22 protein-coding genes, 1 other RNA gene and 1 pseudogene are annotated in these 23748 nt (G+C 48.7%); 14 read left to right on the forward strand and 10 right to left on the reverse strand.

Translation table 11 applies throughout. The annotated features are described in order from the left end of the window. Nucleotides 1–139: 139 nt before the first annotated feature. From CAGA_RS04280 to CAGA_RS12600, 4 genes and pseudogenes are all read right to left on the reverse strand, one after another. A pseudogene (locus CAGA_RS04280) lies at nt 140–334 on the reverse strand (manganese catalase family protein); the annotation flags it as partial. Continuing rightward, a complete protein-coding gene (locus CAGA_RS04285; RefSeq protein WP_135658086.1) occupies nt 334–594 on the reverse strand; it encodes a spore coat protein CotJB in 261 nt (86 codons plus the stop codon). The gene CAGA_RS04285 and the pseudogene CAGA_RS04280, both read right to left, overlap by 1 nt. Beyond that, a complete protein-coding gene (locus tag CAGA_RS12955; RefSeq protein WP_135658088.1) occupies nt 591–791 on the reverse strand; it encodes a spore coat associated protein CotJA in 201 nt (66 codons plus the stop codon). Before CAGA_RS12955 ends, CAGA_RS04285 begins: the two co-directional genes overlap by 4 nt. A 150-nt stretch (nt 792–941) precedes the next feature. Beyond that, complete coding sequence (locus tag CAGA_RS12600) at nt 942–1106, reverse strand: ferredoxin reductase domain-containing protein (RefSeq protein WP_167875152.1); 165 nt, start codon at nt 1104–1106, stop codon at nt 942–944. Between the two features lie 166 nt (nt 1107–1272). On the opposite strand from CAGA_RS12600, the gene CAGA_RS04295 reads away from it, so the two are divergent. Continuing rightward, nucleotides 1273–2313 (forward strand): lysylphosphatidylglycerol synthase transmembrane domain-containing protein, encoded by a 1041-nt coding sequence (locus CAGA_RS04295; RefSeq protein ID WP_135658090.1) that lies wholly within the window; start codon nt 1273–1275, stop codon nt 2311–2313. A gap of 103 nt (nt 2314–2416) precedes the next feature. On the opposite strand, the gene CAGA_RS04300 is transcribed toward CAGA_RS04295, so the two are convergent. Next, nucleotides 2417–4999 carry a calcium-translocating P-type ATPase, PMCA-type gene (locus tag CAGA_RS04300; RefSeq protein WP_135658091.1) on the reverse strand — a complete coding sequence of 861 codons (2583 nt, stop codon included), beginning with the start codon at nt 4997–4999 and terminating at the stop codon, nt 2417–2419. 92 nt (nt 5000–5091) lie between these two features. Between CAGA_RS04300 and CAGA_RS04305 the strand changes: the two genes are divergently transcribed. The 3 genes from CAGA_RS04305 to CAGA_RS04315 all read left to right on the forward strand — a co-directional run bounded on the left by CAGA_RS04305 (nt 5092) and on the right by CAGA_RS04315 (nt 6222). Further along, the gene (locus tag CAGA_RS04305; protein ID WP_135658093.1) at nt 5092–5613 is read left to right on the forward strand and encodes a phosphatase PAP2 family protein; all 522 of its coding nucleotides are present in this window, start codon (nt 5092–5094) and stop codon (nt 5611–5613) included. Between the two features lie 157 nt (nt 5614–5770). Beyond that, entirely contained in the window at nt 5771–6022 is a 252-nt protein-coding gene (locus tag CAGA_RS04310) for a DUF6514 family protein (RefSeq protein ID WP_135658095.1), read from the forward strand. 44 nt (nt 6023–6066) lie between these two features. Then, nucleotides 6067–6222, forward strand: a complete 156-nt coding sequence (locus CAGA_RS04315; RefSeq protein WP_135658098.1) for a rubredoxin — start codon at nt 6067–6069, stop codon at nt 6220–6222. Nucleotides 6223–6495: 273 nt separating this feature from the next. On the opposite strand, the gene ytvI is transcribed toward CAGA_RS04315, so the two are convergent. Both ytvI and CAGA_RS04325 read right to left on the reverse strand, forming a co-directional pair. After that, nucleotides 6496–7617, reverse strand: a complete 1122-nt coding sequence (gene ytvI, locus CAGA_RS04320) for a sporulation integral membrane protein YtvI (RefSeq protein ID WP_135658100.1) — start codon at nt 7615–7617, stop codon at nt 6496–6498. Nucleotides 7618–7748: 131 nt separating this feature from the next. Further along, a complete protein-coding gene (locus CAGA_RS04325) occupies nt 7749–8006 on the reverse strand; it encodes a helix-turn-helix domain-containing protein (RefSeq protein ID WP_407932286.1) in 258 nt (85 codons plus the stop codon). A gap of 405 nt (nt 8007–8411) precedes the next feature. Here CAGA_RS04325 and CAGA_RS04330 point away from each other — a divergent pair, with 405 nt between their 5' ends. The 5 genes from CAGA_RS04330 to CAGA_RS04350 all read left to right on the forward strand — a co-directional run bounded on the left by CAGA_RS04330 (nt 8412) and on the right by CAGA_RS04350 (nt 13825). Continuing rightward, entirely contained in the window at nt 8412–9869 is a 1458-nt protein-coding gene (locus CAGA_RS04330; RefSeq protein ID WP_243112930.1) for a nicotinate phosphoribosyltransferase, read from the forward strand. 55 nt (nt 9870–9924) lie between these two features. After that, nucleotides 9925–10267: RNase P RNA component class A (gene rnpB, locus CAGA_RS04335), an RNA gene on the forward strand. Between the two features lie 157 nt (nt 10268–10424). Beyond that, nucleotides 10425–11810 (forward strand): AmmeMemoRadiSam system protein A, encoded by a 1386-nt coding sequence (amrA, locus tag CAGA_RS04340; RefSeq protein WP_135658104.1) that lies wholly within the window; start codon nt 10425–10427, stop codon nt 11808–11810. After that, nucleotides 11807–12634, forward strand: a complete 828-nt coding sequence (gene amrS, locus CAGA_RS04345; RefSeq protein ID WP_135658106.1) for an AmmeMemoRadiSam system radical SAM enzyme — start codon at nt 11807–11809, stop codon at nt 12632–12634. Before amrA ends, amrS begins: the two co-directional genes overlap by 4 nt. 195 nt (nt 12635–12829) lie before the next feature. Continuing rightward, complete coding sequence (locus CAGA_RS04350; RefSeq protein WP_207669543.1) at nt 12830–13825, forward strand: SPL family radical SAM protein; 996 nt, start codon at nt 12830–12832, stop codon at nt 13823–13825. A 96-nt stretch (nt 13826–13921) separates the two neighbouring features. Here CAGA_RS04350 and CAGA_RS04355 read toward each other — a convergent pair whose 3' ends face one another. From CAGA_RS04355 to CAGA_RS04365, 3 genes are all read right to left on the reverse strand, one after another. Further along, nucleotides 13922–14530 carry a DUF4430 domain-containing protein gene (locus CAGA_RS04355; RefSeq protein ID WP_135658111.1) on the reverse strand — a complete coding sequence of 203 codons (609 nt, stop codon included), beginning with the start codon at nt 14528–14530 and terminating at the stop codon, nt 13922–13924. Next, the gene (locus CAGA_RS04360) at nt 14527–15990 is read right to left on the reverse strand and encodes an outer membrane protein assembly factor BamB family protein (RefSeq protein WP_167875153.1); all 1464 of its coding nucleotides are present in this window, start codon (nt 15988–15990) and stop codon (nt 14527–14529) included. The genes CAGA_RS04355 and CAGA_RS04360 overlap by 4 nt, the downstream gene beginning before the upstream one ends. A 261-nt stretch (nt 15991–16251) precedes the next feature. Further along, entirely contained in the window at nt 16252–18345 is a 2094-nt protein-coding gene (locus CAGA_RS04365; RefSeq protein ID WP_135658115.1) for a glutamine synthetase III family protein, read from the reverse strand. A gap of 368 nt (nt 18346–18713) precedes the next feature. On the opposite strand from CAGA_RS04365, the gene CAGA_RS04370 reads away from it, so the two are divergent. The 5 genes from CAGA_RS04370 to CAGA_RS04390 are packed head-to-tail and all read left to right on the forward strand — an operon-like array spanning nt 18714 to nt 23707. Next, a complete protein-coding gene (locus CAGA_RS04370) occupies nt 18714–19808 on the forward strand; it encodes a class II glutamine amidotransferase (RefSeq protein WP_135658117.1) in 1095 nt (364 codons plus the stop codon). Further along, nucleotides 19808–21316 carry a glutamate synthase-related protein gene (locus CAGA_RS04375; protein ID WP_135658118.1) on the forward strand — a complete coding sequence of 503 codons (1509 nt, stop codon included), beginning with the start codon at nt 19808–19810 and terminating at the stop codon, nt 21314–21316. Before CAGA_RS04370 ends, CAGA_RS04375 begins: the two co-directional genes overlap by 1 nt. A gap of 3 nt (nt 21317–21319) precedes the next feature. Next, nucleotides 21320–21751: a 4Fe-4S dicluster domain-containing protein gene (locus tag CAGA_RS04380; protein ID WP_135658120.1), complete on the forward strand. Its 432-nt coding sequence runs from the start codon at nt 21320–21322 to the stop codon at nt 21749–21751. 5 nt (nt 21752–21756) lie between these two features. After that, nucleotides 21757–22995, forward strand: coding sequence for an NAD(P)/FAD-dependent oxidoreductase (locus CAGA_RS04385; RefSeq protein WP_135658122.1), 1239 nt, complete (start codon nt 21757–21759; stop codon nt 22993–22995). Continuing rightward, a complete protein-coding gene (locus CAGA_RS04390; RefSeq protein ID WP_135658124.1) occupies nt 22985–23707 on the forward strand; it encodes a GltB/FmdC/FwdC-like GXGXG domain-containing protein in 723 nt (240 codons plus the stop codon). Before CAGA_RS04385 ends, CAGA_RS04390 begins: the two co-directional genes overlap by 11 nt. Nucleotides 23708–23748 lie beyond the last annotated feature (41 nt).

Consider the following 23748-nt stretch of genomic DNA (forward strand, 5'->3'; position numbering starts at 1 on the left):
TTAAATTATTACTATCTCAACAAAATAAGTTATAGTTGTATTTGCGTAGCGGCGGTTTGAGCGACAGCTCAGGCCGCCGCTTTGTGCTGCATTTTTAAAAATGTATGTATGAATTCGGTTGATAACCCGGTGGATCCTGTTCTTCGGTTCCAATATCAGTTAAAATTGCTTTCAGTTCCGGGTACGGCATGTTGTAGCGTTGGCTCAAGTAGCGAAGGGAGGCACCAAGCTCGCCATCCGGTCCGCCATATTGCGCTATAATCATTTGCGCAAGTTTTGGGTTTGTATTTTTTATATTAATGGGATACTGTAAATGTTTAACATAATTCCACATTAAGCTTTCCCCCCTTCGGTTACATCCCAGGGCCATGGATCGGAAATCCATGCCCAACGGCTGGTCGTCGCGCTGGTTTCATTCATCGGGCCGTAAGCGGCTTCATATTTCGCAATGAGATCAGTCGTTATTTTGCGGTATTCCTCCAGCTTTTGCGCTGCTGTGCAATCGCCTGGGTGGGTGTCTAAGAAAATGTGAAGCTCCCACATTGTGAATTGATAGGAACGAATTCTTCTTAACATCATTTCCTGCTCATTCATTTCGAAGCACCTCTTCCCCCAAGAAATGGTTTGTCAAGGTCTGGGAATATCGTGCCACTGCGTAGTCCTTTTTCCGGATCATATATCGTACCAAATTGCTGGAAAGGTACGTAAGCCATTGCAACGACGGTTACAGCCGGTAGCGGGGTCCGTGTAATCAGACAGGCATCCCCTTCCAGAATATTCATATTCTCCATTGATTTTCTCCTTTCTTATTTATTGGGCTTAACCTAATCCTATATTATGCAAATTTTGGACAGCATGTGAAATAGGGGTACTTTTGGGGAAGTATTTAGAAAAAGAAAAACACAGAAGGAAATGTTCTCTCCTGTGTTTTTCGCTATTTTTTAGCAAGTTCCGCAAACACCTTTAATGCAGCGAAGTAAATCCTCCAATGTGCAAATATCTTCACCACAGCCCGAAACTACATTTTGGACATTTGCAGGTAATGAAGCGAAGTATTGATTTATGTCTGCATTTGATGCTAAAAGATCGCTTAATCCGTTTGCCATATTCTCACCTCGCTCCTAGTTTATGAAGAATGAGAGGAAATATTAAGGGAAATAATTCCCGTTAGTTTATTCTTCATTTTGTAAATACGAGTATTTATGATATAATATATAATATTAAATTATTATTCATCGAACAGATGGACAATTTATAGTAATTGGAGAAAATATGGCTACTTTGAAAAAGACAATACAAAAGAACCTACTTGTCATTATAACGTTAGCACTTTCAACGGGTGTTTTATTGTACTTTTTCTTTACTACGGAAGGAATTGTTACATTAGGGGAAATCATAACAAAGCTTAGACTGCGCTGGTTATTCATGGCGATTGCAAGCGCTGTATTATGCTGGATTTGTGAAGGTTGTGCTTTAAATTTACTGTGCGTTCATCTTTACCCGAATTGGAACTATAATCGTTCTTTTTGCGTTGGAATGATCGGTCTGCTGTATAGTGCGTTGACGCCGTTTTCAACAGGCGGCCAGCCTATGCAGATTTATTCTATGCGCAAAATGGGGATGGATACTGGGAAAGCAGGTTCCATCATTGCGGTAAAAACACTTACTTATCAGGTCATTATGGTTGGCTACTCTCTTGTATTGGTTGCATGGAAATTCCGCTTTTTCCAAACCAGCGTCAGTAATTTTTCTTTTGTTACGATCATTGGGTTAATTTCAAACAGCGCATTTATCTTTCTGGTGGCATTGTTCATGATTAGTGCAACAACAACGAACAAGCTTGTAAATGCGGTTATTCAGTTCCTCCACCGTATAAAACTTTGCCGTCATCCCGCGGAACGCTATGAAAAAATTCACGGCCAACTTGAAGTTTTTCACAATGCGTCCAAACTGATGGGGAATTCCATCAAGCTATATATTCCGGTTCTGGTTATTACCGTTTTTCAAATTACTTTAAACAGCTTGATTCCGTATTTTATTTATCGCAGCTTTAGTATGCACGAGGTTCCCGTTACGACCATGGTTGCCGCGCAGGTGTTTGTGGCGATGGTAAGTGCCTTTGTTCCGCTTCCGGGGGCTTCTGGTGGCGCAGAAGGCAGTTTTTATATTTTCTTCGGAATGTTTTTTGGCTCTGCAATCTTGCCCGCAATTCTGCTCTGGCGCATTATCAGCTATTATTCGAATATTTTATTTGGCGCAGTTTTCGCTTATATTGGAAAACGGTATAATGTACCGGATAAGATCGTTGAATAAAATAAGTCTTTACAGGAACGTAAAAGACCTCCTGCCGCAATTGATTTTACGGCAGAAGGTCTTTATGTTATTTTGCGACAGGTGTTTGACTTTGGATTCGTTTTTATAACCTATGGTTGCTATTTCGAAATGTAATTGCCTTTTCGATTTCCACAACGGCGAGGGGGATAAAGGAAAGCGATGCGACAATCAGCCACTGATAGCCTGTGAGCATCGATGTTTTGAATATGACGGAAAGCGGTTTGATTACAATGACCGCCAATTGCAGGGCAACGCAGGCAATTGCGGCTAGCACCAGCTTTGGATTGGCAAAGATACCCGCTTCAAAGATGGAGCGGGTAGACCGCATATTAAACGTATGAACTACCTGGGAAAGGCTGAGAACGGCAAAAGCCATCGTGCGCCCGATAACCGGCGCGGATGGGTCAAGATCGAAATAAATACGGCCGATACTGTAAGCTAAAAGGGACAATGTTCCGATCAGACAGCCTTCAACGATGATGTTATAGCCCATCCCTCCGGAAAAAATGCTTTCATTGGGCTTTAGCGGCTTTCGGTTCATAATATTCTTATCAATCGGCTCTACGCCCAGCGCAAGCGCGGGGAGGGAATCGGTAACTAGATTTACCCATAAAAGCTGGATTGCCAGTAGTGGAGTGGGCAAACGCAGAAGGAAGCCGACGAACACCGTCAGGATTTCACCGATGTTGCAGCTAAGCAAAAAATGAACGGTTTTCTTAATGTTTTCATAAATGCCCCTGCCTTCGCGTACAGCAGCGACAATTGTGGCAAAGTTATCATCTGTCAAAATCACATCGGACGCCGCCTTGGCCACGTCAGTACCCGAAATACCCATTGCGCAGCCGATGTCCGCGGCGCGCAGGGCAGGGGCGTCGTTTACGCCGTCACCGGTCATAGCGACCACTTCTCCATGGGCTTGAAAAGCCTTTACAATCCTGACCTTATGTTCCGGCGAGACACGCGCAAATACGGTATAATCGTAGATGTTTTTTTCCAGTTCCTTTTGGCTGAGCGCGTCAAGGGCGGATCCCGTAATTACCCGTTTTTTTCCTTCGAGAATGCCAAGCTGCTTTGCAATTGCCGCAGCTGTGGCTGCGTGGTCCCCGGTAATCATGACGGGCAGAATCCCCGCTTTTTTACAGAGTTCCACTGCGGACTTTACCTGTGGGCGTGGCGGGTCAATCATTCCGATCAGGCCGCAAAAAATAAGGTTCTGCTCAATTTCTTCCGGCTTCTCGGGCAAAACGTCAACGTCCCGGTAAGCGACGCCGATTACTCGCAGCGCGCGTGAGGCCATTTCTTCGTTTTGCCGGGCTGCCCCGCTTGTGCAGTGGGTAAACAAAATATCCGGTGCGCCTTTTGCAATGATACGGAAGCGCCCTCCGCTCAAACGATGTACTGTCGTCATCATTTTCCGCTCGGAACTGAACGGGATTTCCCGTATACGGGGAAATTGGGCATCGAGTCTATTTTTTTCCGTTGGAGCCACCGCCACAATGGCGACTTCCGTAGGGTCGCCGTGAATCGTTTTGCCGCTGACAGTACAGTTGCAGCACAGGGAGGCAAGATCCAGAATCTGCCTGCCCTTTTCCGTCTGTATTTCAACCGGGCCGCTTGCATCTCTCAGTTCAACCACGCTCATCCGGTTTTGCGTAAGGGTTCCCGTTTTATCGGAACAGATCACGCTGGCGCTTCCAAGCGCCTCCACAGCAGGCATACGCCGCACGATTCCCCGGTTTGCCGCCATACGCCTAACGCCGATCGCAAGGACGATTGTAACAACGGCGGGCAGCCCCTCCGGAATGGCCGCGACGGCAAGGCTGATTGAAATGAGGAACATTTCAATGGGCGGGATATGCTGAAACAGGCCCATGATAAAGATGATGAGGCATATGACGAGAGCACCGCTGCCAAGCCAGTGCCCCGTTTGCGCCAGCTTCTTCTGCAGCGGGGTCTGGGGGGCAGACTGGTTAGTAATCATATGTGCAATTTTCCCCACATGCGTGTCCATTCCCGTAGCCGTAACAATGCCTTTGCCGTGGCCTGCGGCAATGGAACTGGTGGAATATAAAAGATTGTAGCGGTCGCCAAGCGGGGTATCGGCAGCACAGATGCAATCGGCGCGCTTTTCACTCGGAAGGCTTTCTCCGGTAAGTGCGCTTTCCTCTGCTTTTAAATTAACCGCTTCAATTAGGCGCAAATCGGCAGGAACCAGATCGCCTTCGCGAAGAATGACCAGATCGCCGGGAACCAGTTCGGATGCCGAGATCCGTTGTTCTTCTCCGCCGCGAATAACATGCGCGTGGGGGCTGGAAAGCTTTTTCAAGGCTTCGATTGCTTTTTCCGCCCGGCTTTCCTGTACCAGACCGATAATTGCATTCATGGTTACAATAAATAGGATAATAATGGAGTCTATGTAGTCATTGTTATGTTCCAGGAAGGAAGTTATAAAGGAAATTCCTGCGGCAATTAAAAGGACGATGACCATAAAATCCGAAAACTGAGCGAGGAAACGAAGCAGCAAGCTCCTCCGTTTTGGCTGCTGTAGTTCATTCCTGCCGTATTTTTTCAGCCGCTCGGCTGCTTGACCGGAAGAAAGGCCGGTTTTCATGTTTGTACCAAGTTTTTTTGCGCAATCCTCTTTTGTAAGGCTTTGCCATTCCAATTTTATCAACCCCCGTTTCTGTTTTAAAGTATATTCGAAAGGGGGCTAAAATATGGTATAATAAAACAACGAAACAGAAAGAGGTAGAAATATTGGATATTACAATTTTTAACTTTATCCAAAATCATTTTCATAATGAATTTACAGACTGGATTTTTCCTTACATTACCAGAATGGGCGATCGCGGGCTGATCTGGGTAATGGCCGCCTTTTGCATGGTTATTTCCAAAAAGTATCGGAAGAACGGAATCCTTCTTTTGGGAATCCTTGTGGTAACGCATATTTTAGGGGAAATGATGCTGAAGCCTTTGCTTGCAAGGCCCCGCCCTTTCGTAACGTATCCCGGTCACCAGCTATTAATCCCGGCGCCGGAAGGCTATTCCCTTCCCTCCGGCCATGCGGCATCCTCCTTTGCCGCCGCGTTTACCTTATGGAAAGCCAATAAGAATTTTGGGATTCCAGCTTTTTTCCTTGCTTTTCTTATTGCATTTTCCCGGACGTTTTTATTCGTACATTACCCTTCGGATATTCTTTGCGGCGCAATACTTGGAGTATTATGTTCGTATATTTTTATAAAATTTTCAGCTTTTTACGAAAAAAAGTCGAAAATTTGACTACTAAATATGGTTTTTGTTTACGTGATTTTTTGAATATATTGCGAAAATAAAATTTTGGTAATTAAATACGTTGATTCATATTGAATATTTTCGGTTCATGCATTATGATACAAGTAAAGTGTGATGTTCATTCACACAATAAAGGAGGAATGGGATGAAAAAATGCATAGGAAATATTGCGTTGAAAAACTGTACGCTTAAGTACTATGTCTTCGGAAACCGCAGCACGGGGTACGGAATCGAAATAAAGGTAACCCGTGTGGAAAAAGCAGTCCAGATCGTATCTTATGATTTTGGAAAGGTTATGGATGTAGCAAAAAAGCTGCGTTGCGGTTCAGTTTTTCCTACAAACCTAAGCGAAATTATTGAAGATGAAAATTTCGACGATTTCCAAAGCCCAAATTGATTGTGCTGACAATTGTCGAAAATTGATCGGGGAGGGGGAGAAAATTGAAATACATTTGCATTTCATGCGGCTATGTATACGCCCCCGATGCCGGGGCTCCTGAGAATGGAATTGTACCCGGGCTTTCATTTCAAGACCTGCCGGAAAACTGGACCTGCCTGGTTTGCGGGATGGGGATTGATATGTTCTCCGAAGAATAGTCCGGAGATCATTTTATGCGTACATTTTTAAGGCGATGTTTTTTCTAAACGCAGAACGGCTATGTAAGAGCCAAGAGAATTAGTGGGGTTGTAAAGGTCATTGAACGAAATTCATTTGAGAAAGTATTGGAAAGAATCTAATGTTATGAAAAAGTTGATAAGCGCGAAAAAAAGGGTAGTCGACTTTTGCCGGCCGCCCTTTCTTTGTTGTAATAAGTCACTCCATGGCGAAGCCAAGGAGCGAGGCTTTTCTTTCATAATTTTCGGGGAATTTCAGAATTGAATATTTTCATGGGTGTGATGTTCCGTCGGTTCTGTGGGAGCGGATTCCTGCTCTTCAAACAGGCTCGGAAGAATTTCCAGATGTGTCAGGATTTTGTAAAGAATCAGCAGTACGGAAAAGTAGATCAGCAGCCAGAAATTTTGGGCAACCAAAGAAAAATAAATAGCGGCGAGCATGGTCAAAGGATGAATATTGATGGAGGAAGAAATTATTTTCGGCTCGATCACCTGACGGATTGCAATAATCAAAAACCAGCATAAAAGCAAGGCTCCTGCCTTCAGGAAGCTGCCTTTTATCACATAGAAGAACGCCAGGGGGATATAAATCGTGCCGGGCCCCAAAACCGGCAGAACGTCCGCAATGCCGGTAATAATGCTCAGGACGAGGGGATACGGAATACCCAAGGCGAAAAAGATGATCAGGGTTTCAATAAATGTTATAAAGTAGATAAAAAGATAGGAGCAAATGTATTTTCCGCTTAAGCTTACACCATGCTGCGAAGCGGACCGGATATTAAATGCGGCGCTTCTCGAAAACAGGGACATAATATGCGATTTAATCCTGGTCATATCTTTCGAGAAGAAGTATGTTGACAAGATCATCACGATGAACATAGTGATGATGGCAGGCAGCGAGGTTAAAAAAGCAAGTATGCTGCCGAATATCGTTTTAATAATGCCTGCGCCGGATTGGGCGATGTTTATAATCTGCTGCTGATTTTGCTGTACGTATCTTGGATTGATTTTACTCAAATATTCGCTGGCTGTGCGGATCATCTGGTTGATTGGTTCGGTTACGGACCCGACGTCGGCAGAGATGTTGTTGAGCAGATGGCTGATTTCATTGATCAGCCAATAACCGATTAAAAACAGAATGCCGAACACAACACAGAAAGCAATCAGCGTTGCCATCGCGGCGGCCGCACCGGGCTTGAAATGCAGGCGCTCCTTTAAAGCATTTACAAGGGGCTGTACGGCAAGCGCCAGTAAAAATCCTGCGAAAAAAGGAAAGGTATATTTTAACGTTATCGCAAACAGAAAAAATACCACAGTATATTGGATAAAAAAGTAAAGAAGCGGCTTTAACCTGGTAAGCTGACGCTTTTCGAACAAATGAAAACCTCCTTGTTATTCACGGCATGAAATAGTATTATAATTATAATCGATCCGTGACAAAAAAGGAAGTAGAAAAAGAGCGCCCCGCAATTTGCGAAGCGCTTCGTATCTTGCTTTCAAGAAAGCAATTATTTTTCTCTGCCCAGGAGCCAGTCAACGGACACGTTGAGGATGTCTGCCAAGGCGGCAAGCTCAAAATCTGTTACATACCGGATTTGCCCTTCTAATTTGGACAAGCCCGATGCATTCATATCAACACCGTTGACCTGAAGCTGAGCTAACAGTTCCTTTTGCTTCATACCCTGGTTTTTACGCGCCATCTCCACACGCGCACCGACCAAATTACGTGTACCAAGTGCTTGTTTGCGTAATCTCACTGAGTTCATCTCCCCCCGCATTAATTTTAAATTTACGCACAGTTATTATTCCATTTGCACAGCGCCATAACAAAATTTCCTGAAAATTTACATTGGTATGGAAATTTATCAGTATAAATTCTGTTAATATCTAATAGTATAATATTTTATTGTTTAAAATGCAATAAAATATTAAAAAAATTCACAAATAAAATCAATTATTTTTAAATTATTAATATTTTAAAGAAATTCTTATATCTTATTTGTTATTTTGCCTTAAGATTGATATAATATTCTTTAGAAATGGTTATAATTTTGTTAAAATTGTGCGCGAAAATCAATATTGTTATTATTTTAATTTGCTGTTGTTCTATAATATGACGAGGCGATAAGGTAGAGTTACAGCAAATTAATAATTTTATGGAGCTGAATAATATGAAAAACCAGAATGATTTGAAAACCAATCTGACCATGCTGACAGATTTCTACGAAATTACCATGGCCAACGGCTATTTTACAAACGGATATGCGGACACGATCGTCTATTTCGACATGTTTTTCCGGCGCGTTCCGGACGACGGCGGATATGCGATTATGGCGGGCGTCCAGCAGCTTATCGAATATCTTGAAAATCTTACCTTTACAAAAGAAGATATTGAATATTTGAGAGACTGCAAAATTTTTAATGAAGATTTTATCCGTTATCTAGAAAACTTTAAATTTAGCTGTGACGTATGGGCTGTTCCGGAAGGAACCCCCATATTCCCTGTTGAACCGATCATTACCGTGCGCGGGCCGGTAATTCAGGCACAGTTTATTGAAACCATGCTCCTGCTTACAATCAATCATCAAAGCCTGATCGCTACAAAGGCCAACAGAATTGTCCGAGCGGCGCAGGGAAGGGCGGTAATGGAATTTGGTTCCCGGCGCGCGCAAGGCGCCGACGGGGCGATTCTGGGCGCAAGAGCGGCCTATATCGGCGGCTGCTGCGGAACAGCGTGTACAATTTGCGACCGGGACTACGGCGTTAAGGCGCTGGGTACTATGGCGCACAGTTGGATTCAGCTTTTTGACAGCGAGCTGGAGGCGTTTCGCGCTTATGCGAGGGAATACCCAAGCCAGTGTACTTTGCTGGTTGACACCTACAATGTTTTAAAATCCGGGGTGCCCAATGCGATTAAAGTATTCAACGAGGAACTGGTTCCGCGCGGCTTCCGCCCGGCGGGAATCCGGATCGACAGCGGGGATATTACATATCTTTCCCGTAAAGCACGCAAGATGCTCGACTCGGCCGGATTTGAGGATTGTAAAATCTGCGCTTCCAATTCTCTCGACGAGTATATAATACGGGATATGCTTATGCAAGGTGCGTGCGTCGACAGCTTCGGTGTCGGCGAAAGGCTGATCACATCTTCCAGCGAGCCGGTTTTCGGCGGGGTTTACAAGCTCAGCGGGGTGGAAGATGCGCAGGGAAATATTATACCCAAAATTAAGATTAGTGAAAATGTGGCGAAGATTACGACGCCCTGTTTTAAAAATCTTTGGCGCTTGTACGACCGGGAAAGCGGAAAGGCGATTGCCGATGTCATTACGCTTCATGACGAAGTGATTGACGACAGCAAACCCTATGAGCTGTTCGACCCGGATCATATCTGGAAACGCAAGACGGTTACCAATTTCCGCGCGGTGGAGCTGCGCGAGAAAATATTTGAACACGGAAAGTGTATAGCAAAGCCGCGGGATTTAGATGAAATAAGGGAATACTGCATGAAGCAGGTGGACACGCTGTGGGAGGAAGTAACGCGTTTTGAAAACCCGCACCAATATTATGTGGACTTGTCGCAAAAGCTTTGGGACGTAAAAAACCGCCTGATTTCCGAGCACCGTTTTTAAGTTCCCAAATCCTGTCGGTTGACAGGCAGGGGAAAAACGATTAAAATAATGAATACGAGCAGGCTGAACAGCCGCGGGTATACTCCGAAAGGACGTACCCGAGGAAAGTCCGAGCTCCACAGGGCAGAATAACGGCTAACGGCCGCCGGGGGCGACCCCAGGGAAAGTGCAACAGAGATATACCGCCGGTAACGGTAAGGGTGGAAAGGCGAGGTAAGAGCTCACCAGCGCGCGGGAGACCGCGCGGCTCTGCAAACCCTATTCGGAGCAACACCGCAGAGGGACAAATGCGTCGGCCCGGCGCGTCCCGAGAAGGTGGCATTGAGCCGTGATGGCAACATCCGGCCAAGATAGATGGCTGTTCACGACAGAACTCGGCTTATAGGCCTGGTCGTATCTTTAAAAGAAAACCCGCTGATTCAGCGGGTTTTTTCATATTCTGCGGTTTATATTTACGGGTCTGCCTTTCAAACAAATTTCCTGATTATACAGCGGAATACGTGTTATAATGATCCTGTAACAGGTTCTTTTTTATACGGAAAGGAGACGGTTTTCATGTCGATTGTGGGTGCGTTTATTGTACCTCATCCGCCGATTATCCTGCCCGAAGTCGGGCGCGGAGAGGAACGGAAGATACAAAGGACGATTGACGCCTATCGGGAAGCTGCCCGTAGGGCCGCGGCGCTTCAACCGGATACCGTTGTGGTGACTTCGCCCCATGCGACCCTGTACGCGGATTACTTCCATATTTCCCCGGGCGAAAAGGCATGCGGCAATTTGAAAGCCTTCGGTATTCCCGGCGTTTCCCTGGAGGCACAATACGATAGCGCGTTTGTACGGGCGCTGGAGGAAGAAGCCGGAAAAGCGGGGCTCCCGGCCGGGACGTTGGGCGGGCAGGACAAAATGCTTGACCATGGTACGCTGATTCCTCTGCGCTTTTTAAATGAGACGCCGGTCAGGTATCGGCTGGTGCGCATTGGCCTTTCCGGCTTGCCCGCGCTGGAGCATTACCGCCTTGGGAAATGCATTGCTCGTACTGCCGAAAAGCTGAACCGGCGGGTCGTTTTTGTTGCCAGCGGCGACCTTTCCCATAAATTGACGGCGGAGGGGCCGTATGGCTTTGCAGAAGAAAGTCCGGAATTTGACCGGCAAGTCACAGATGCGATGGCAAAGGGCGATTTCCTGCGCTTTCTCACTTTCCCTCCCGCATTTTGCGGTGCGGCCGCGGAATGCGGACTGCGTTCTTTTATGATTATGGCGGGCGCACTCGATGGGAAAGCGGTACGCCCGGAGCTTCTTTCTTATGAAGGGCCGTTCGGCGTGGGCTATGCTGTTTGCTCCTTTGAAATTACCGGGGAGGACGACCTCCGTCACTTTGATGCCGTTTATGCAAAGGAACATCGGGCGCATCTTAACGCCGTGAAAGAAAAGGAGGATCCCTATGTTCGGTTGGCACGGCTTTCCCTGGAAACATTCATTAAAACAGGCATGCGGGCGAATATGCCCGACGGCCTTCCGGAAAAAATGCTTCAACAGCGGGCGGGCGTATTTGTGTCCCTGAAAAAATACGGGGAACTCCGGGGCTGTATCGGCACGATTGAACCGGTGACCGGCAACGTGGCGGAGGAAATCCTGCAAAATGCGGTCAGCGCAGGCGTGGAAGATCCGCGTTTTCCATCCGTAACCGCGTCGGAACTGCCCGATCTTGTATACAGCGTGGATGTGCTTGCGAAACCGGAACCGATTGCGTCCATTTCGGAATTGGATGTGAAACGCTATGGCGTGATCGTATCAAGCGGATATAAGCGCGGCCTTCTTCTGCCGAATCTGGAGGGGGTGGATACGCCGGAACAGCAGGTGTCCATCGCAAAGCAGAAGGCAGGGATTCACCGTGGGGAGCGCTTTTCGCTCGAACGGTTTGAGGTGGTGCGTCATACATGAAAACCGTATGTGAGGTGTGCCCCCATTTCTGCAATCTGCAAGAAGGGCAAACCGGCTTTTGCCGTGCGCGCAGCAATGAAGGCGGGAAAATCGTTTGCAAAAATTACGGCAGGCTGACCGCGCTGGCGCTTGATCCCATTGAGAAGAAGCCGCTGCAGCGGTTCTATCCGGGAAGCAGGATTTTGTCGGTGGGCAGCTACGGCTGTAATTTGCGCTGCCCGTTTTGCCAGAATTGCGAGATTTCCATGGCGGACGGGGAGCAAATTGAAACCGTCGAGGTCTCCCCGGCAGCACTTGTGGGCAAAGCGCTGGAATTGCTCCCGCGCGGGAACATCGGGATTGCCTATACCTATAACGAACCGCTGGTCGGGTACGAGTATGTCCGGGACTGTGCAAAGCTTGCAAAGGAGCATGGCTTGAAAAATGTTGTGGTAACCAACGGGAACATCAATGAAAAACCGCTGCAGGCGCTTCTTCCGGATATTGATGCCATGAACATCGATCTGAAAGGGTTTACGGAGCGTTTTTACACAGCCATCGGCGGCGATTTGGAAACCGTTAAGCGTTCCATTCAAATCGCGGCGGAACGCTGCCATGTGGAGGTTACCACGCTTGTGATTCCGGGGGAAAACGACAGCGTGGAAGAAATGGACGCGCTTTCCAGATGGCTTGCCGGCGTAAGCCCGGAAATCCCGCTGCATGTTTCGCGCTTTTTCCCGCGTTGGCGGATGACCGACCGCGGTCCCACGCCGGTGGAAACGATTGATTGTCTGGCGGAAACGGCACGTAAAAATCTGCGGTATGTTTATAAGGGGAATTGCTGAAAAAAACAGAGGTCGGAAGGCTTTCCAACCTCTGCTTTTGTTTACTATGAGTATAATATGAATGATATATTACTAAAATTAATAACAAATGGGAGCCGGAACGGCCTTTTTTTGCCATCCGGCCGCCTGTAATCCGAAATGGCTTACATAAGAAAAGCAGCTTAAGTCATACTAATCCGGAGGAGGCGATCCGCCTTGTATCCGGAGCAGATTTATTACGAGCCTGCCGCGCTGGACTATCCGCTTGGCAAAGCCCTGCGCGAACGCTATTCCAACGCGCCGTGGATTCCCATAGAGAGCCATAACAAGATTGACGAGCTTCGCACCCGGCCCAACAGCGATTTTGCCCGCATGAAGCGGTATCTGGTTGTCGGGGTGCGCAAAACCCATAAGTATGTTCCAAACCATAAGGTTTCCGATTTCCTGGTGCCGTACACATCTTCCGGCTGCAGCGCAATGTGCCTGTACTGCTATTTGGTGTGTAACTATAATAAATGTTCGTATTTAAGGCTGTTTGTAAACCGGGAGGAAATGCTGCGAAAGCTCATGAAGACCGCTTTAAACGCGGACCGCGATCTGACCTTTGAAATCGGAAGCAACAGCGACCTGATACTGGAAAATACGATTACCGGCAATCTGCCGTGGACAATTGAGCAGTTTGCAAAATTGGAGAAAGGATTTCTTACCTTTCCCACGAAATTTGATTCGGTGGATTCCTTGTTAACGCTTGATCACCGTGGACGGGTGATTGCGCGGATGAGCGTGAATCCGCAGGAGATTATTTCGAAGGTGGAATTCGGAACATCTCCGCTTTTCAACCGGATAGCCGCGGTCAATCGGCTTGGTGAAGCGGGCTATCGCGTCGGGCTTTTGATTGCGCCGGTTATTTTGCTGGAAAATTGGGAGCTTCTTTATCGTGAGCTTCTGGATATTTTGGAGGAACGGCTTTCACCGGCTGTGAAAAAGAGCATGTTTATTGAAATCATTTTTATGACGTATAGCTACGTTCAGAATGCAATCAATACGGAGGCATTCCCAAACGCCGTACAGCTTTTTCACAAAGGGCAGATGACGGGCAGGGGACGGGGGAAATACTGCTATACTGCCCCTTTGCGCGCGTCGGGGGAGCAATTTTTAAGGCAGGAGATCGGCCGGCGCTTCGGGAAAAACAAAATCTTATATATTGTTTAAATAAAAAGGAGGAACTGCAAAACGAAAAACGGAGAAGTTCCTCCCTTATTATTTTTTGAGTTTTTTTAAGAAAATAGTCTGGAAAGGTACGGTGCCTTAAGCGCCGCAAATGAACAGCCACTGAATTTTATCGCCGTTTTTTAATTGATATTGGTTACAGCCTACAGGGGGCTGTTTTCCGTTCACCGTGTATGTCCACCCGCTGGATGCGCCGAAATCTTTTTCGTAGATATTGTGAATTCCTTTTATATAAATGGACTGATAAACAGGAGCAGAGGCGGATTCCATCGGAATGCCATTCGATTTCGTTTCGCGCAGGAGCACGTCGTAAACTGTCTCCCCGTTTTTGATTTCCACGCTCTTTTCCGCGAGGATAACCCCATCCTTTGGTACGAGAGAAAGTTTGTCTTCGCTAAATTTTTCCCGGTTTTTCAAAATATCGTTGCACGAGATAAACAATGTGCAGCGCAATTCCTTTTTTATCATTTTTGCGGAACCGGAAGCCGTATTCGGCGCGGTCTGTGAAACGTTCGCGGAGAAAGCGGCGCCCGAAGTTTCCCCCTGGCCCGCTATTTCTGAGGAAATAGCGGAGCTTTCAGGTGCGCCCGCCGAGATTGCCGCATGCTGGGAAGGAAACTTCGCCTTACATCCGGAAAGAACGGCGAAAATACAGAACAGAGCAAAGATTTTTCTAATATATTTCACCGTTTGTCCGCCCCTTTATGGGTTATTTTTGTTTTCAGCAGGAAAGCCAGAGCTATGCCTGCCAAAATGACGGAGGCAATCCATACGGAAGCATTCTCCCCGGTTTTCAGGGCGGGCATAGCCGATTTGCTGCCGATTGCATATAGGTTTCCGCTGTCGTTGTAATAAAACAGCGTGCCGTCGGCGGAACAGGTCAGGCTCTGCGAACAGCTCTGCGCGGCGGAAGGGGTGAACAGCGTTTCATAGGAAGGCTTTGTCTGCCCCTCATGGTCGGAGATAACGTAGACACAGGAGGAATCCTTCGAGAACACGGAATTCTGGTCAGCCGTTCCGTATTTTGTAACGTAGATAAGCACCCGGTTCTTGTTTGCGGCGGTCGCGTAGGCGGTGGTGACCAAGGGGGAGGACTGGGACTGGATTCCCTTGATCTGGTAAATGGTTTTCAAATCCGCCGCGTTCAATACAGAGAAAGGCGTTTCGGCGCCGTAACCGCCCCCGGCGACATAGAGCCTGCCGTTGTATACGACGGGGCTGGAGGAGATGTTGTTTCCCAAAGCAGCGGATTTTAAAGCGGTGCCCGCGACGATCTGCCCATTCGCGTTCGCTTTTACCGAATAGATATAGCCGCTTTTTACGGAAACGTAAATCCTCCCGTTTGCATAGCAGGGAGTCGAATTCACCGGCCCGCCTGCTGAAACGGTGCTGACCGGGGAACCGTCCGCAAGGCGGTAGGTGGAAACATTGCCGGCTGTGTCTGAAACCGCGATGGCGGAGCCGACCACAGCGGCGCCGTTCCAGTAATAGCCTGCGGCCGCGTTTTCATGCTTCCAGGCGGTTTTGCCGTTTTCCGCAGAAAGGCAGGCGTACACGCCGGAATTGTAGGCATAGGTCTTGGGGTCCTGCGTATACGTTCCGAAATAGATTTTGTGGCCGTAATACATAATGGGAGAGGCAATCTGCTGTGCGGATGAACCGTAGGCGATGGTATCGCTCTGCCATACGGAGGCAAGGCTGTTCATATCGAATGCGGAAATCCGCACGCCGGCGGATGTTTGCTGCGGTACGAAAATCTTTCCGTCGCCGCAGGCGATTTGCGAATTATAAGGCGGGATATCCTTGCAGGAAGCGGATGCCAAAGTTTTACCAGTTTGTGCGTCCAACTTTAGAAGTGTGCCGCTGGACAGGGTCAGATATAGGGAATTGCCAACGGCAATCGGGGTGCCGCAGGCGTTGCTTTCCATTTTCATTCCATTGTATTCGCTGGTCGTACTGTGTTTTATTGACCACAGCAGCTTCGCGGCCGACGGATTTACCGGGGTTTTGGCGGCGGCAATGCCAGGAGTTTGCGGGGAACCTAAAAACTGTGGCCAATCCTGCGCGCTTTGCGCCGCGGCGCAGACAGATATGGAGAACACAAGTGTAATGGCGCATAGCGCCGATCGAATTCTTTTGGATTTCATGGTCATCCCTCCAACAAAATTATAACACATATGCTTTTTATTATGAGGGGATTGTTCCAGTATTGCAAGCAAAATAAACCATACAGCGGAAATGCCTGTGAAAATCTGGAAAATATAAAGGACGCGGCCTGCCAGACAAACCGCGCCCTTTATATAGGAAGATATGTAAAGATCTTGTACTTAAAAGAAACGGGGAACCTGCATCCTGATTCCGTCCGCGGACTGCAAGCCTTGGGCGGATCAGGAAGAAAACAGGAAGGTTTAGATTACGCTGAAAAGCAGATCACCGTAGGTCGGGTAAGGCCAGTATTTTCTGCCGACCAGACTTTCGATTTCATCCGCAATCGCGCGGGCGTCCTCCATTCGGGCAAAAACCGTATTGCGGTAATACTGCGCCTGCTCCAGAACATCCTTGAATTCTTTTTCCGGCTCTACGGAGCTTTTCAGCACAACGGTTTTTTTGTACAGCTCGGCGCTGAGCGTAGAAAGCTTCTTCAGAAGCGTTTCTTCCAGTTCACAGCAGATATCTGCGCAGAGCTGCTTTTTATTGATGGCTTCCTTGCTGATATCCTTCATGTACGAACATGCCGCCGGGAGGATATCTTTTTTCACCATATCCACCATCGTCAACGCTTCAATATGGATTTGCTTGCAGTAATTCTCAAGCTGTATTTCGTAGCGGGAATGGATTTCTGTTTTAGAGAATACCCCTTGCTTTTCAAACAGTTTTACATTTGCATCGCTGATATAGTAGGGCAGGGCGTCCGCGGTGGAACGCAGGTTTAAAAGCCCGCGCCTTTTCGCTTCTTCGACCCACTCATCGGAATAATTGTTGCCGTTAAAGATGATGCGCTTGTGCTCTTTCACGGTCTTCCGAATCAGTTCCGTCAAGGTGCTGTTGAAATCCTCCGCCTTTTCAAGCTCGTCTGCAAAATCGCACAATGCGTCCGCAATAATGGTGTTGAGCATTATGTTCGGGCAGGCGATGGAAACCGTGGAGCCGAGCATGCGGAACTCAAATTTATTGCCGGTAAAGGCAAACGGGGAGGTACGGTTGCGGTCGGTGGAATCCTTCGGGAAGGTTGGTAGGACGTCCACGCCGATTTTCATGAAGGCTTTGTCCTTCTGCTTATAAGCCGTACCGTCTTCAATGGATTTCAGAACGCCCATCAGCTCGTCGCCGATGAATATGGAAACAATGGCCGGAGGCGCTTCGTTTGCCCCCAGACGGTGGTCGTTTCCGGCGCTGGCCACGGAAATGCGGAGCAGATCCTGATGTTCGTCGACCGCCTTAATAATTGCGGCAAGGAAAAGCAGGAACTGCGCGTTTTCACGCGGGGAGTCGCCCGGTTCCAGAAGGTTCACGCCGGTGTCGGTCGAAATACTCCAGTTATTGTGCTTGCCGCTTCCGTTTACGCCGGCAAACGGCTTTTCGTGGAGCAGACAGGTAAGGTTGTGCTTTGTGGCAACCTTTTTCATGATTTCCATGGTGAGCTGGTTCTGGTCGGTAGCAACATTGGCAGTCGTAAAAATGGGAGCGAGTTCATGTTGGGAAGGGGCAACTTCATTATGCTTCGTCTTGGCTAAGATACCGAGTTTCCAAAGCTCTTCGTCCAGCTCCTTCATATAAGCGGATACTCTCGGCTTAATGACGCCGAAATAGTGATCTTCCAGTTCCTGCCCCTTCGGGGGTTTCGCACCGAATAGGGTTCTGCCGGTGTAAATCAGGTCTTTGCGCTTCTCGTACATTGCCTTGTCAATCAGGAAATACTCCTGTTCCGAGCCGACGGTGGTAATGACGCGGTTTGCATCGGTGTTTCCGAAAAGCCGTAAAATGCGCATAGCCTGCTTGTTGATGGCGTTCATGGAGCGCAGAAGGGGAGTCTTCTTATCGAGTGCTTCCCCGCCGTAGGAGCAGAACGCTGTAGGGATGCATAGGGTGCCGTCCTTGATGAAAGCATTGCTCGTCGGATCCCAGGCTGTGTAGCCCCTTGCTTCGAAGGTGGCGCGTAGCCCGCCGGACGGGAAGCTGGAAGCGTCCGGTTCCCCCTTAATCAGCTCCTTGCCGGAAAATTCCATGATCACCCTGTCGTTTTCGACCGGATAAATAAAGCTGTCGTGTTTTTCTGCGGTAATCCCAGTCATCGGCTGGAACCAATGCGTAAAATGCGTAGCCCCCTTTTCAATGGCCCATTCCTTCATCGCATTCGCGACCACGTTCGCCACGCTGGGGTCCAGCGGCTTTCCTTCTTCCCTGGTTTTTTTTAGTGCTTTATAGGTTTCCTTAGGCAGCTTTTCCTTCATTACCGAATCGTTGAAAACCATGCTGCCGAACATTTCAGGAACTTTGCCCATGAATATCACTCCCTGCATAAATTTCAAAAAATAAAAAGGCACTATAGGGCCAAACCCTACAGCGCCTTTGCTGTTATGCGATTATTATATGACGTTCAGGGATAAATGTCAACTGAAAAAATCAAAATTTGCAAGATTTGATAATATTTCATGCAAAACTGGTTTATAACAGGCTTTTTTTATGACAGATTGCAACAAATTGCAATTTCGATCATATAATCATGCAATATGTATTGACATAGGCCTTATAAAAATATATTATGAATACCAAAAAGAATTTAATATGCATTATCAAAATGTAAAAATTGCATTATTGATATTGATAGTGTAAATGAATTTGCTAACAAAAATTGCAGGGGGCCAGTTTTATGCGATTAGAGGGAGATGTAAGGATACCTTCGGGCTGCGCCATATCAGGGATATTTTCGCGCAGCGGCAAGAAGTTGAACGGCGAAGCCATTATCCGTTCAATTTCCACTATGCATGACCGGAGCAACGGTTTGGGCGGCGGTTTTGCGGCCTACGGGATTTATCCGCGCAACAAGGATCTGTATGCCATTCATGTTTTTTATGACAGCGTCCGCGCGAAAGAGGAATGTGAAAAGGAAATTATGGCGAACTTTGACGTAACCGTCGCGGAGAAGATCCCCACAAGGAAAATGCCGATCATTACGGATGAACCCGCCATTTGGCGCTATTTCGGAATTCCGTTTGAAAAATTGCTGAAGGATACGCAGCTGGACGAAAGGGAATTCGTCGCGCGCTGTGTTGTTAAGATCAATACGCAGATAAAAGGGGCCTATGTGTTTTCCAGCGGAAAAAATATGGGCGTGTTCAAGGCGGTCGGCTTTCCGGAGGATGTTGGCCGGTATTACTGCCTGGACAAATATGAAGGCTACTGCTGGACGGCGCATGGGCGTTACCCAACCAACACGCCGGGATGGTGGGGCGGCGCGCACCCGTTTGCCATGCTGGATTATTCGGTTGTACATAACGGTGAGATTTCCTCCTATGACGCGAACCGCCGGTTCATCGAAATGTTCGGCTATAAATGTACCCTTCTGACGGATACGGAGGTCATCACCTATATCATCGACTATCTGAACCGCAAGCAGCACTTGACCCTCCACGAGGTGGCGGATGTGATTGCCGCCCCGTTCTGGAGCGAAATTGACCGGCTGCCGCAGAAGGAAAAGGAAAGGTTTACGTACCTGCGCAATGTCTATTCAAGCCTGCTTATCACAGGTCCGTTCTCCATCCTGCTGGGCTTCAGCGGCGGGATGATGGCCTTGAACGACCGGTTAAAGCTGCGTTCCATGGTCGTTGCCGAAAAGGGCGGCATGACCTACGTCGCAAGCGAAGAATGTGCGATTCGGGCGATCGAACCGAACCTGGATAAAATCTGGTCGCCAAAGGGCGGAGAACCGGTGATCGTAACGCTGAACAAGGGGGTGGATGCATAATGCCGATTGATTTTTTATATCCCGAATATGAAGTAATCCGCAATCCGCAGCGCTGCATTGCTTGCCGTGTCTGTGAAAGGCAATGCGCCAACGAGGTGCATTCCTATGATCAGGAACTGAACCTGATGAAGAGCGACGAATCCAAATGTGTGAACTGCCACCGTTGCGTAGCGCTCTGTCCCACTAGGGCGTTGAAAATTGTAAAAACAGACCATACATTCAAGACGAACGCGAACTGGACAAACGAGGTGATCGGCGAAATTTACCGCCAAGCCGGAACAGGGGGTATGCTGCTTTCTTCCATGGGGAATCCAAAGCCCTATCCGGTTTACTGGGATAAAATCCTGATTAATGCGTCACAGGTGACAAACCCGTCCATTGACCCGCTGCGCGAGCCGATGGAAACCAGAACCTTTTTGGGCAAGCGGCCAGAAAAACCGGAGCGCAATCTGGACGGCACCCTAAAAACGGAAAACCTTCCGCCGAATCTGGAGCTTTCAGTACCGGTCATGTTTTCCGCCATGAGCTACGGTTCCATTAGCTACAATGCGCACGAAAGCCTTGCACGGGCCGCGCAGGAGCTTGGAATTTATTATAACACCGGCGAAGGCGGCCTGCACGAGGACTTTTACCGGTACGGCGCGAACACGATCGTCCAGGTGGCCTCGGGACGTTTCGGCGTCCATAAGGACTATCTGGAGGCGGGCGCCGCAATCGAAATTAAAATCGGGCAGGGTGCGAAGCCGGGCATCGGCGGGCATCTGCCGGGGGCGAAAATCGTCGGCGACGTGTCACGTACACGCATGATTCCGGAAGGCTCGGATGCGATTTCACCCGCGCCGCACCATGATATTTACTCGATTGAGGACCTGCGCCAGCTTGTCTACTCCTTAAAGGAAGCAACCGATTATAAAAAGCCGGTTATCGTCAAGATCGCGGCGGTCCATAACGTGGCCGCGATCGCCAGCGGCATTGCGCGCAGCGGTGCGGACATCATTGCGATTGACGGCTACCGCGGCGGCACCGGCGCGGCACCGACCCGCATACGCGACAACGTCGGTATCCCGATCGAGCTTGCGCTTGCGGCGGTGGACGAACGGCTGCGGCAGGAAAAAATCCGCAACAACGTTTCCCTTGTGGTCGGCGGGAGCATCCGAAACTCCGCGGATATTGTGAAAGCGATCGCTCTGGGCGCGGATGCGGTTTACATTGCTACGGCGGCGCTGCTGGCGCTTGGCTGCCACCTTTGCAGAAGCTGCCAAACAGGCAAATGCAACTGGGGCATTGCAACCCAGCGGCCCGACCTTGTAAAGCGCCTGAATCCCGATATCGGTTACAAACGCCTAGTCAACCTCGTTTCCGCGTGGCAGCACGAAATAAAGGAAATGATGGGCGGCATGGGCATCAATTCGATCGAAGCGCTCAAAGGCAACCGCCTGATGCTGCGCGGAATCGGACTCAACGAGAAAGAGCTTGAAATTCTGGGTATCAAGCACGCGGGGGAATAAGCGATGAAAAGAATCTATGTAAATGAGAAATGGTGCCTCGGATGCCATCTTTGCGAATATTACTGTGCGTTTGCCAATTCCGGAAGCGACGATATGGTAAAGGCGCTGAAGGACATTCGTATCCATCCGAGAATACGGATTGAAGAAAAGCAGGGCATCAGCTTTGCGGTTTCCTGCCGCCATTGTGCGGAGCCGCTCTGCGTAAAAAGCTGCATTACCGGAGCGCTCCGTGCGGATAACGGCGTGATTGCGGTTGACAAGAACAAATGCGTCGGCTGTTACACCTGCATTATGATTTGCCCCTACGGCGCCATCATGCCGGGCGTCGACGGTAGCGTTGTTCAGAAATGCGAGCTTTGCACAAACAACGCGTTCGGCGAGCCGGCCTGTGTGCAGGGCTGCCCGAACAGGGCCATTGTATTTGAGGAGAGGTGAGCGAGATGAATTATGTGATTATCGGCAATTCCGCCGCCGCGGTCGGCTGTATCGAGGGAATCCGTTCCGTCGATCCGGACGGAGCCATTACGGTGATCTCGAAGGAACCGTACCATGTGTATTCCCGCCCGCTCATTTCTTACCTTATCTATGGGAAAACCGACGAACAGCGGATGAAATACCGTCCCGACAGCTTTTATGAGGACAACGGAGTGAAGGCGATGCTTGGCGTTGCGGTGGAAAAAGTAGATTACACAAAAAGGCGGGTCCTTTTGGAGAACGGGGAGCAGGTCCCGTTTGACAAGCTCTTGTTCGCGACCGGCTCCGCGCCGTTTGTGCCGCCGATGGCGGGGCTGGACGAAGTAAAAAAGAAGTTTTCCTTCATGAAGCTGGATGACGCGAAAGTGCTGCAGTCGGAACTGAATCCCGAAAGCCGCGTGCTGATTCTCGGCGCCGGGCTTATCGGCCTGAAATGCGCGGAGGGAATTCTCCGCAAGGTAAAGAAAGTAACCGTGGTGGATTTGGCGCCGCGTATCCTGCCAAGCATCCTCGACGAAGAGGGCTCTGAAATTGTACGGAAGCATATTGAGGAGCAGGGCGTGCAATTTTACCTTGCCAACAGCGTGGCGCAGTTCCATAAAAACACCGCGTGCCTGAAAGACGGAACGGAGCTTGAATTTGATCTTCTGGTGCTGGCGGTCGGCGTCCGGCCCGAAACGAAGCTAGCCGCCGGCATTGGCTGTAAGGTGAATAGGGGAATTCTGACCGACGCTCACTGCGCAACCAATCTTCCCGATGTTTACGCGGCGGGCGATTGCAGCGAAAGCCTGGATATTACGGTCAATCAGCAGCGGGTGCTCGCGCTTCTTCCGAATGCCTACATGCAGGGAGAAACCGCGGGAATCACCATGGCGGGTGGAGAAAAGAGCTACAATAAGGCAATTCCGATGAACGCGGTCGGTTTCTTCGGGCTGCACATTGTTACCGCCGGAAGCTATGACGGCGAGGCGTATGTTGTAAAGGAAGGCAGCAATTATAAAAAAATGGTATCCAAAGACAATCTTTTAAAGGGATATATTTTAATCGGGGACGTGGCGCGAGCCGGCATCTATACCTCCCTGATTCGGGAAAGGACTCCGCTGGACAGCATCGACTACGAATTGATTAAAGAAAAGCCGCAGCTCATGGCGTTTACCGCTGCTGAACGGGCCGTAAAACTTGGAGGTGCCAGAAATGAAAATTAACGCGGAGAAGAAGCACTTTCAAGATTTAAATAACGAAGTGCGTTTCGCGAAAGACACGGAAATTATGATTGATAACTGCATGGGACAGCGGTACATCGGGTCCGGCATGAGCGGAAAGCGCCTTACGATCAACGGAATCCCGGGAAATGATCTGGGGAGTTATCTGAACGGCGGAACCATCCGCGTAAACGGAAACGCGCAGGACGCGACGGGGGACACGATGAACGAGGGGGAAATCATTATCAACGGGAACAGCGGCGATGCGACAGGCTACGCTATGCGCGGCGGGAAAATTTTCGTCCGCCATAACGCCGGATACCGCGCGGGCATTCATATGAAGGCGTATCAAACGCATCATCCGCTCTTAATCATCGGCGGCGAGGCCGGAAGCTTTCTGGGCGAATACCAGGCGGGCGGTACGATTATTGTGCTTGGGCTAAATTCTGATAAAAAAGCGCCGGTCGGCAGCCATTGCGGTACGGGGATGCACGGCGGCAGGATTTATCTTCGCTGCGAAGAGCTTCCTCCGGATTTGCCGAAGCAGGTGCAGGCGACCCCTGCCACGCCACAGGATATGGCGGAAATCGATGTTTGGCTCGACGAATTCTGTGCTGTCTTTGGAATTGATAAAAAAGAAGTGCTGTCGAAGGGCTTCTTTGTTTTAACCCCGAATACGAAAAACCCGTACAAATCCCTTTATACCTTTAATTAATACTTTTAAGCTGCAATCCCTTAAATATAATCTAAAGATAA

The organism is Caproiciproducens galactitolivorans (assembly GCF_004768785.1).
GTDB classification, from domain to species: Bacteria; Bacillota; Clostridia; order Oscillospirales; family Acutalibacteraceae; genus Caproiciproducens; species Caproiciproducens galactitolivorans.

What these genes read in the sequence shown, in the direction of transcription:
- CAGA_RS04285 (WP_135658086.1), bottom strand. Translation starts at nt 594, where the DNA reads ATGAATGAGCAGGAAATGATGTTAAGAAGAATTCGTTCCTATCAATTC.
- CAGA_RS12955 (WP_135658088.1), bottom strand. Translation starts at nt 791, where the DNA reads ATGGAGAATATGAATATTCTGGAAGGGGATGCCTGTCTGATTACACGG.
- CAGA_RS12600 (WP_167875152.1), bottom strand. Translation starts at nt 1,106, where the DNA reads ATGGCAAACGGATTAAGCGATCTTTTAGCATCAAATGCAGACATAAAT.
- CAGA_RS04295 (WP_135658090.1), top strand. Translation starts at nt 1,273, where the DNA reads ATGGCTACTTTGAAAAAGACAATACAAAAGAACCTACTTGTCATTATA.
- CAGA_RS04310 (WP_135658095.1), top strand. Translation starts at nt 5,771, where the DNA reads ATGAAAAAATGCATAGGAAATATTGCGTTGAAAAACTGTACGCTTAAG.
- CAGA_RS04325 (WP_407932286.1), bottom strand. Translation starts at nt 8,006, where the DNA reads ATGAACTCAGTGAGATTACGCAAACAAGCACTTGGTACACGTAATTTG.
- CAGA_RS04330 (WP_243112930.1), top strand. Translation starts at nt 8,412, where the DNA reads ATGAAAAACCAGAATGATTTGAAAACCAATCTGACCATGCTGACAGAT.
- amrA (WP_135658104.1), top strand. Translation starts at nt 10,425, where the DNA reads ATGTCGATTGTGGGTGCGTTTATTGTACCTCATCCGCCGATTATCCTG.
- amrS (WP_135658106.1), top strand. Translation starts at nt 11,807, where the DNA reads ATGAAAACCGTATGTGAGGTGTGCCCCCATTTCTGCAATCTGCAAGAA.
- CAGA_RS04360 (WP_167875153.1), bottom strand. Translation starts at nt 15,990, where the DNA reads ATGAAATCCAAAAGAATTCGATCGGCGCTATGCGCCATTACACTTGTG.
- CAGA_RS04365 (WP_135658115.1), bottom strand. Translation starts at nt 18,345, where the DNA reads ATGGGCAAAGTTCCTGAAATGTTCGGCAGCATGGTTTTCAACGATTCG.
- CAGA_RS04370 (WP_135658117.1), top strand. Translation starts at nt 18,714, where the DNA reads ATGCGATTAGAGGGAGATGTAAGGATACCTTCGGGCTGCGCCATATCA.
- CAGA_RS04375 (WP_135658118.1), top strand. Translation starts at nt 19,808, where the DNA reads ATGCCGATTGATTTTTTATATCCCGAATATGAAGTAATCCGCAATCCG.
- CAGA_RS04380 (WP_135658120.1), top strand. Translation starts at nt 21,320, where the DNA reads ATGAAAAGAATCTATGTAAATGAGAAATGGTGCCTCGGATGCCATCTT.
- CAGA_RS04385 (WP_135658122.1), top strand. Translation starts at nt 21,757, where the DNA reads ATGAATTATGTGATTATCGGCAATTCCGCCGCCGCGGTCGGCTGTATC.
- CAGA_RS04390 (WP_135658124.1), top strand. Translation starts at nt 22,985, where the DNA reads ATGAAAATTAACGCGGAGAAGAAGCACTTTCAAGATTTAAATAACGAA.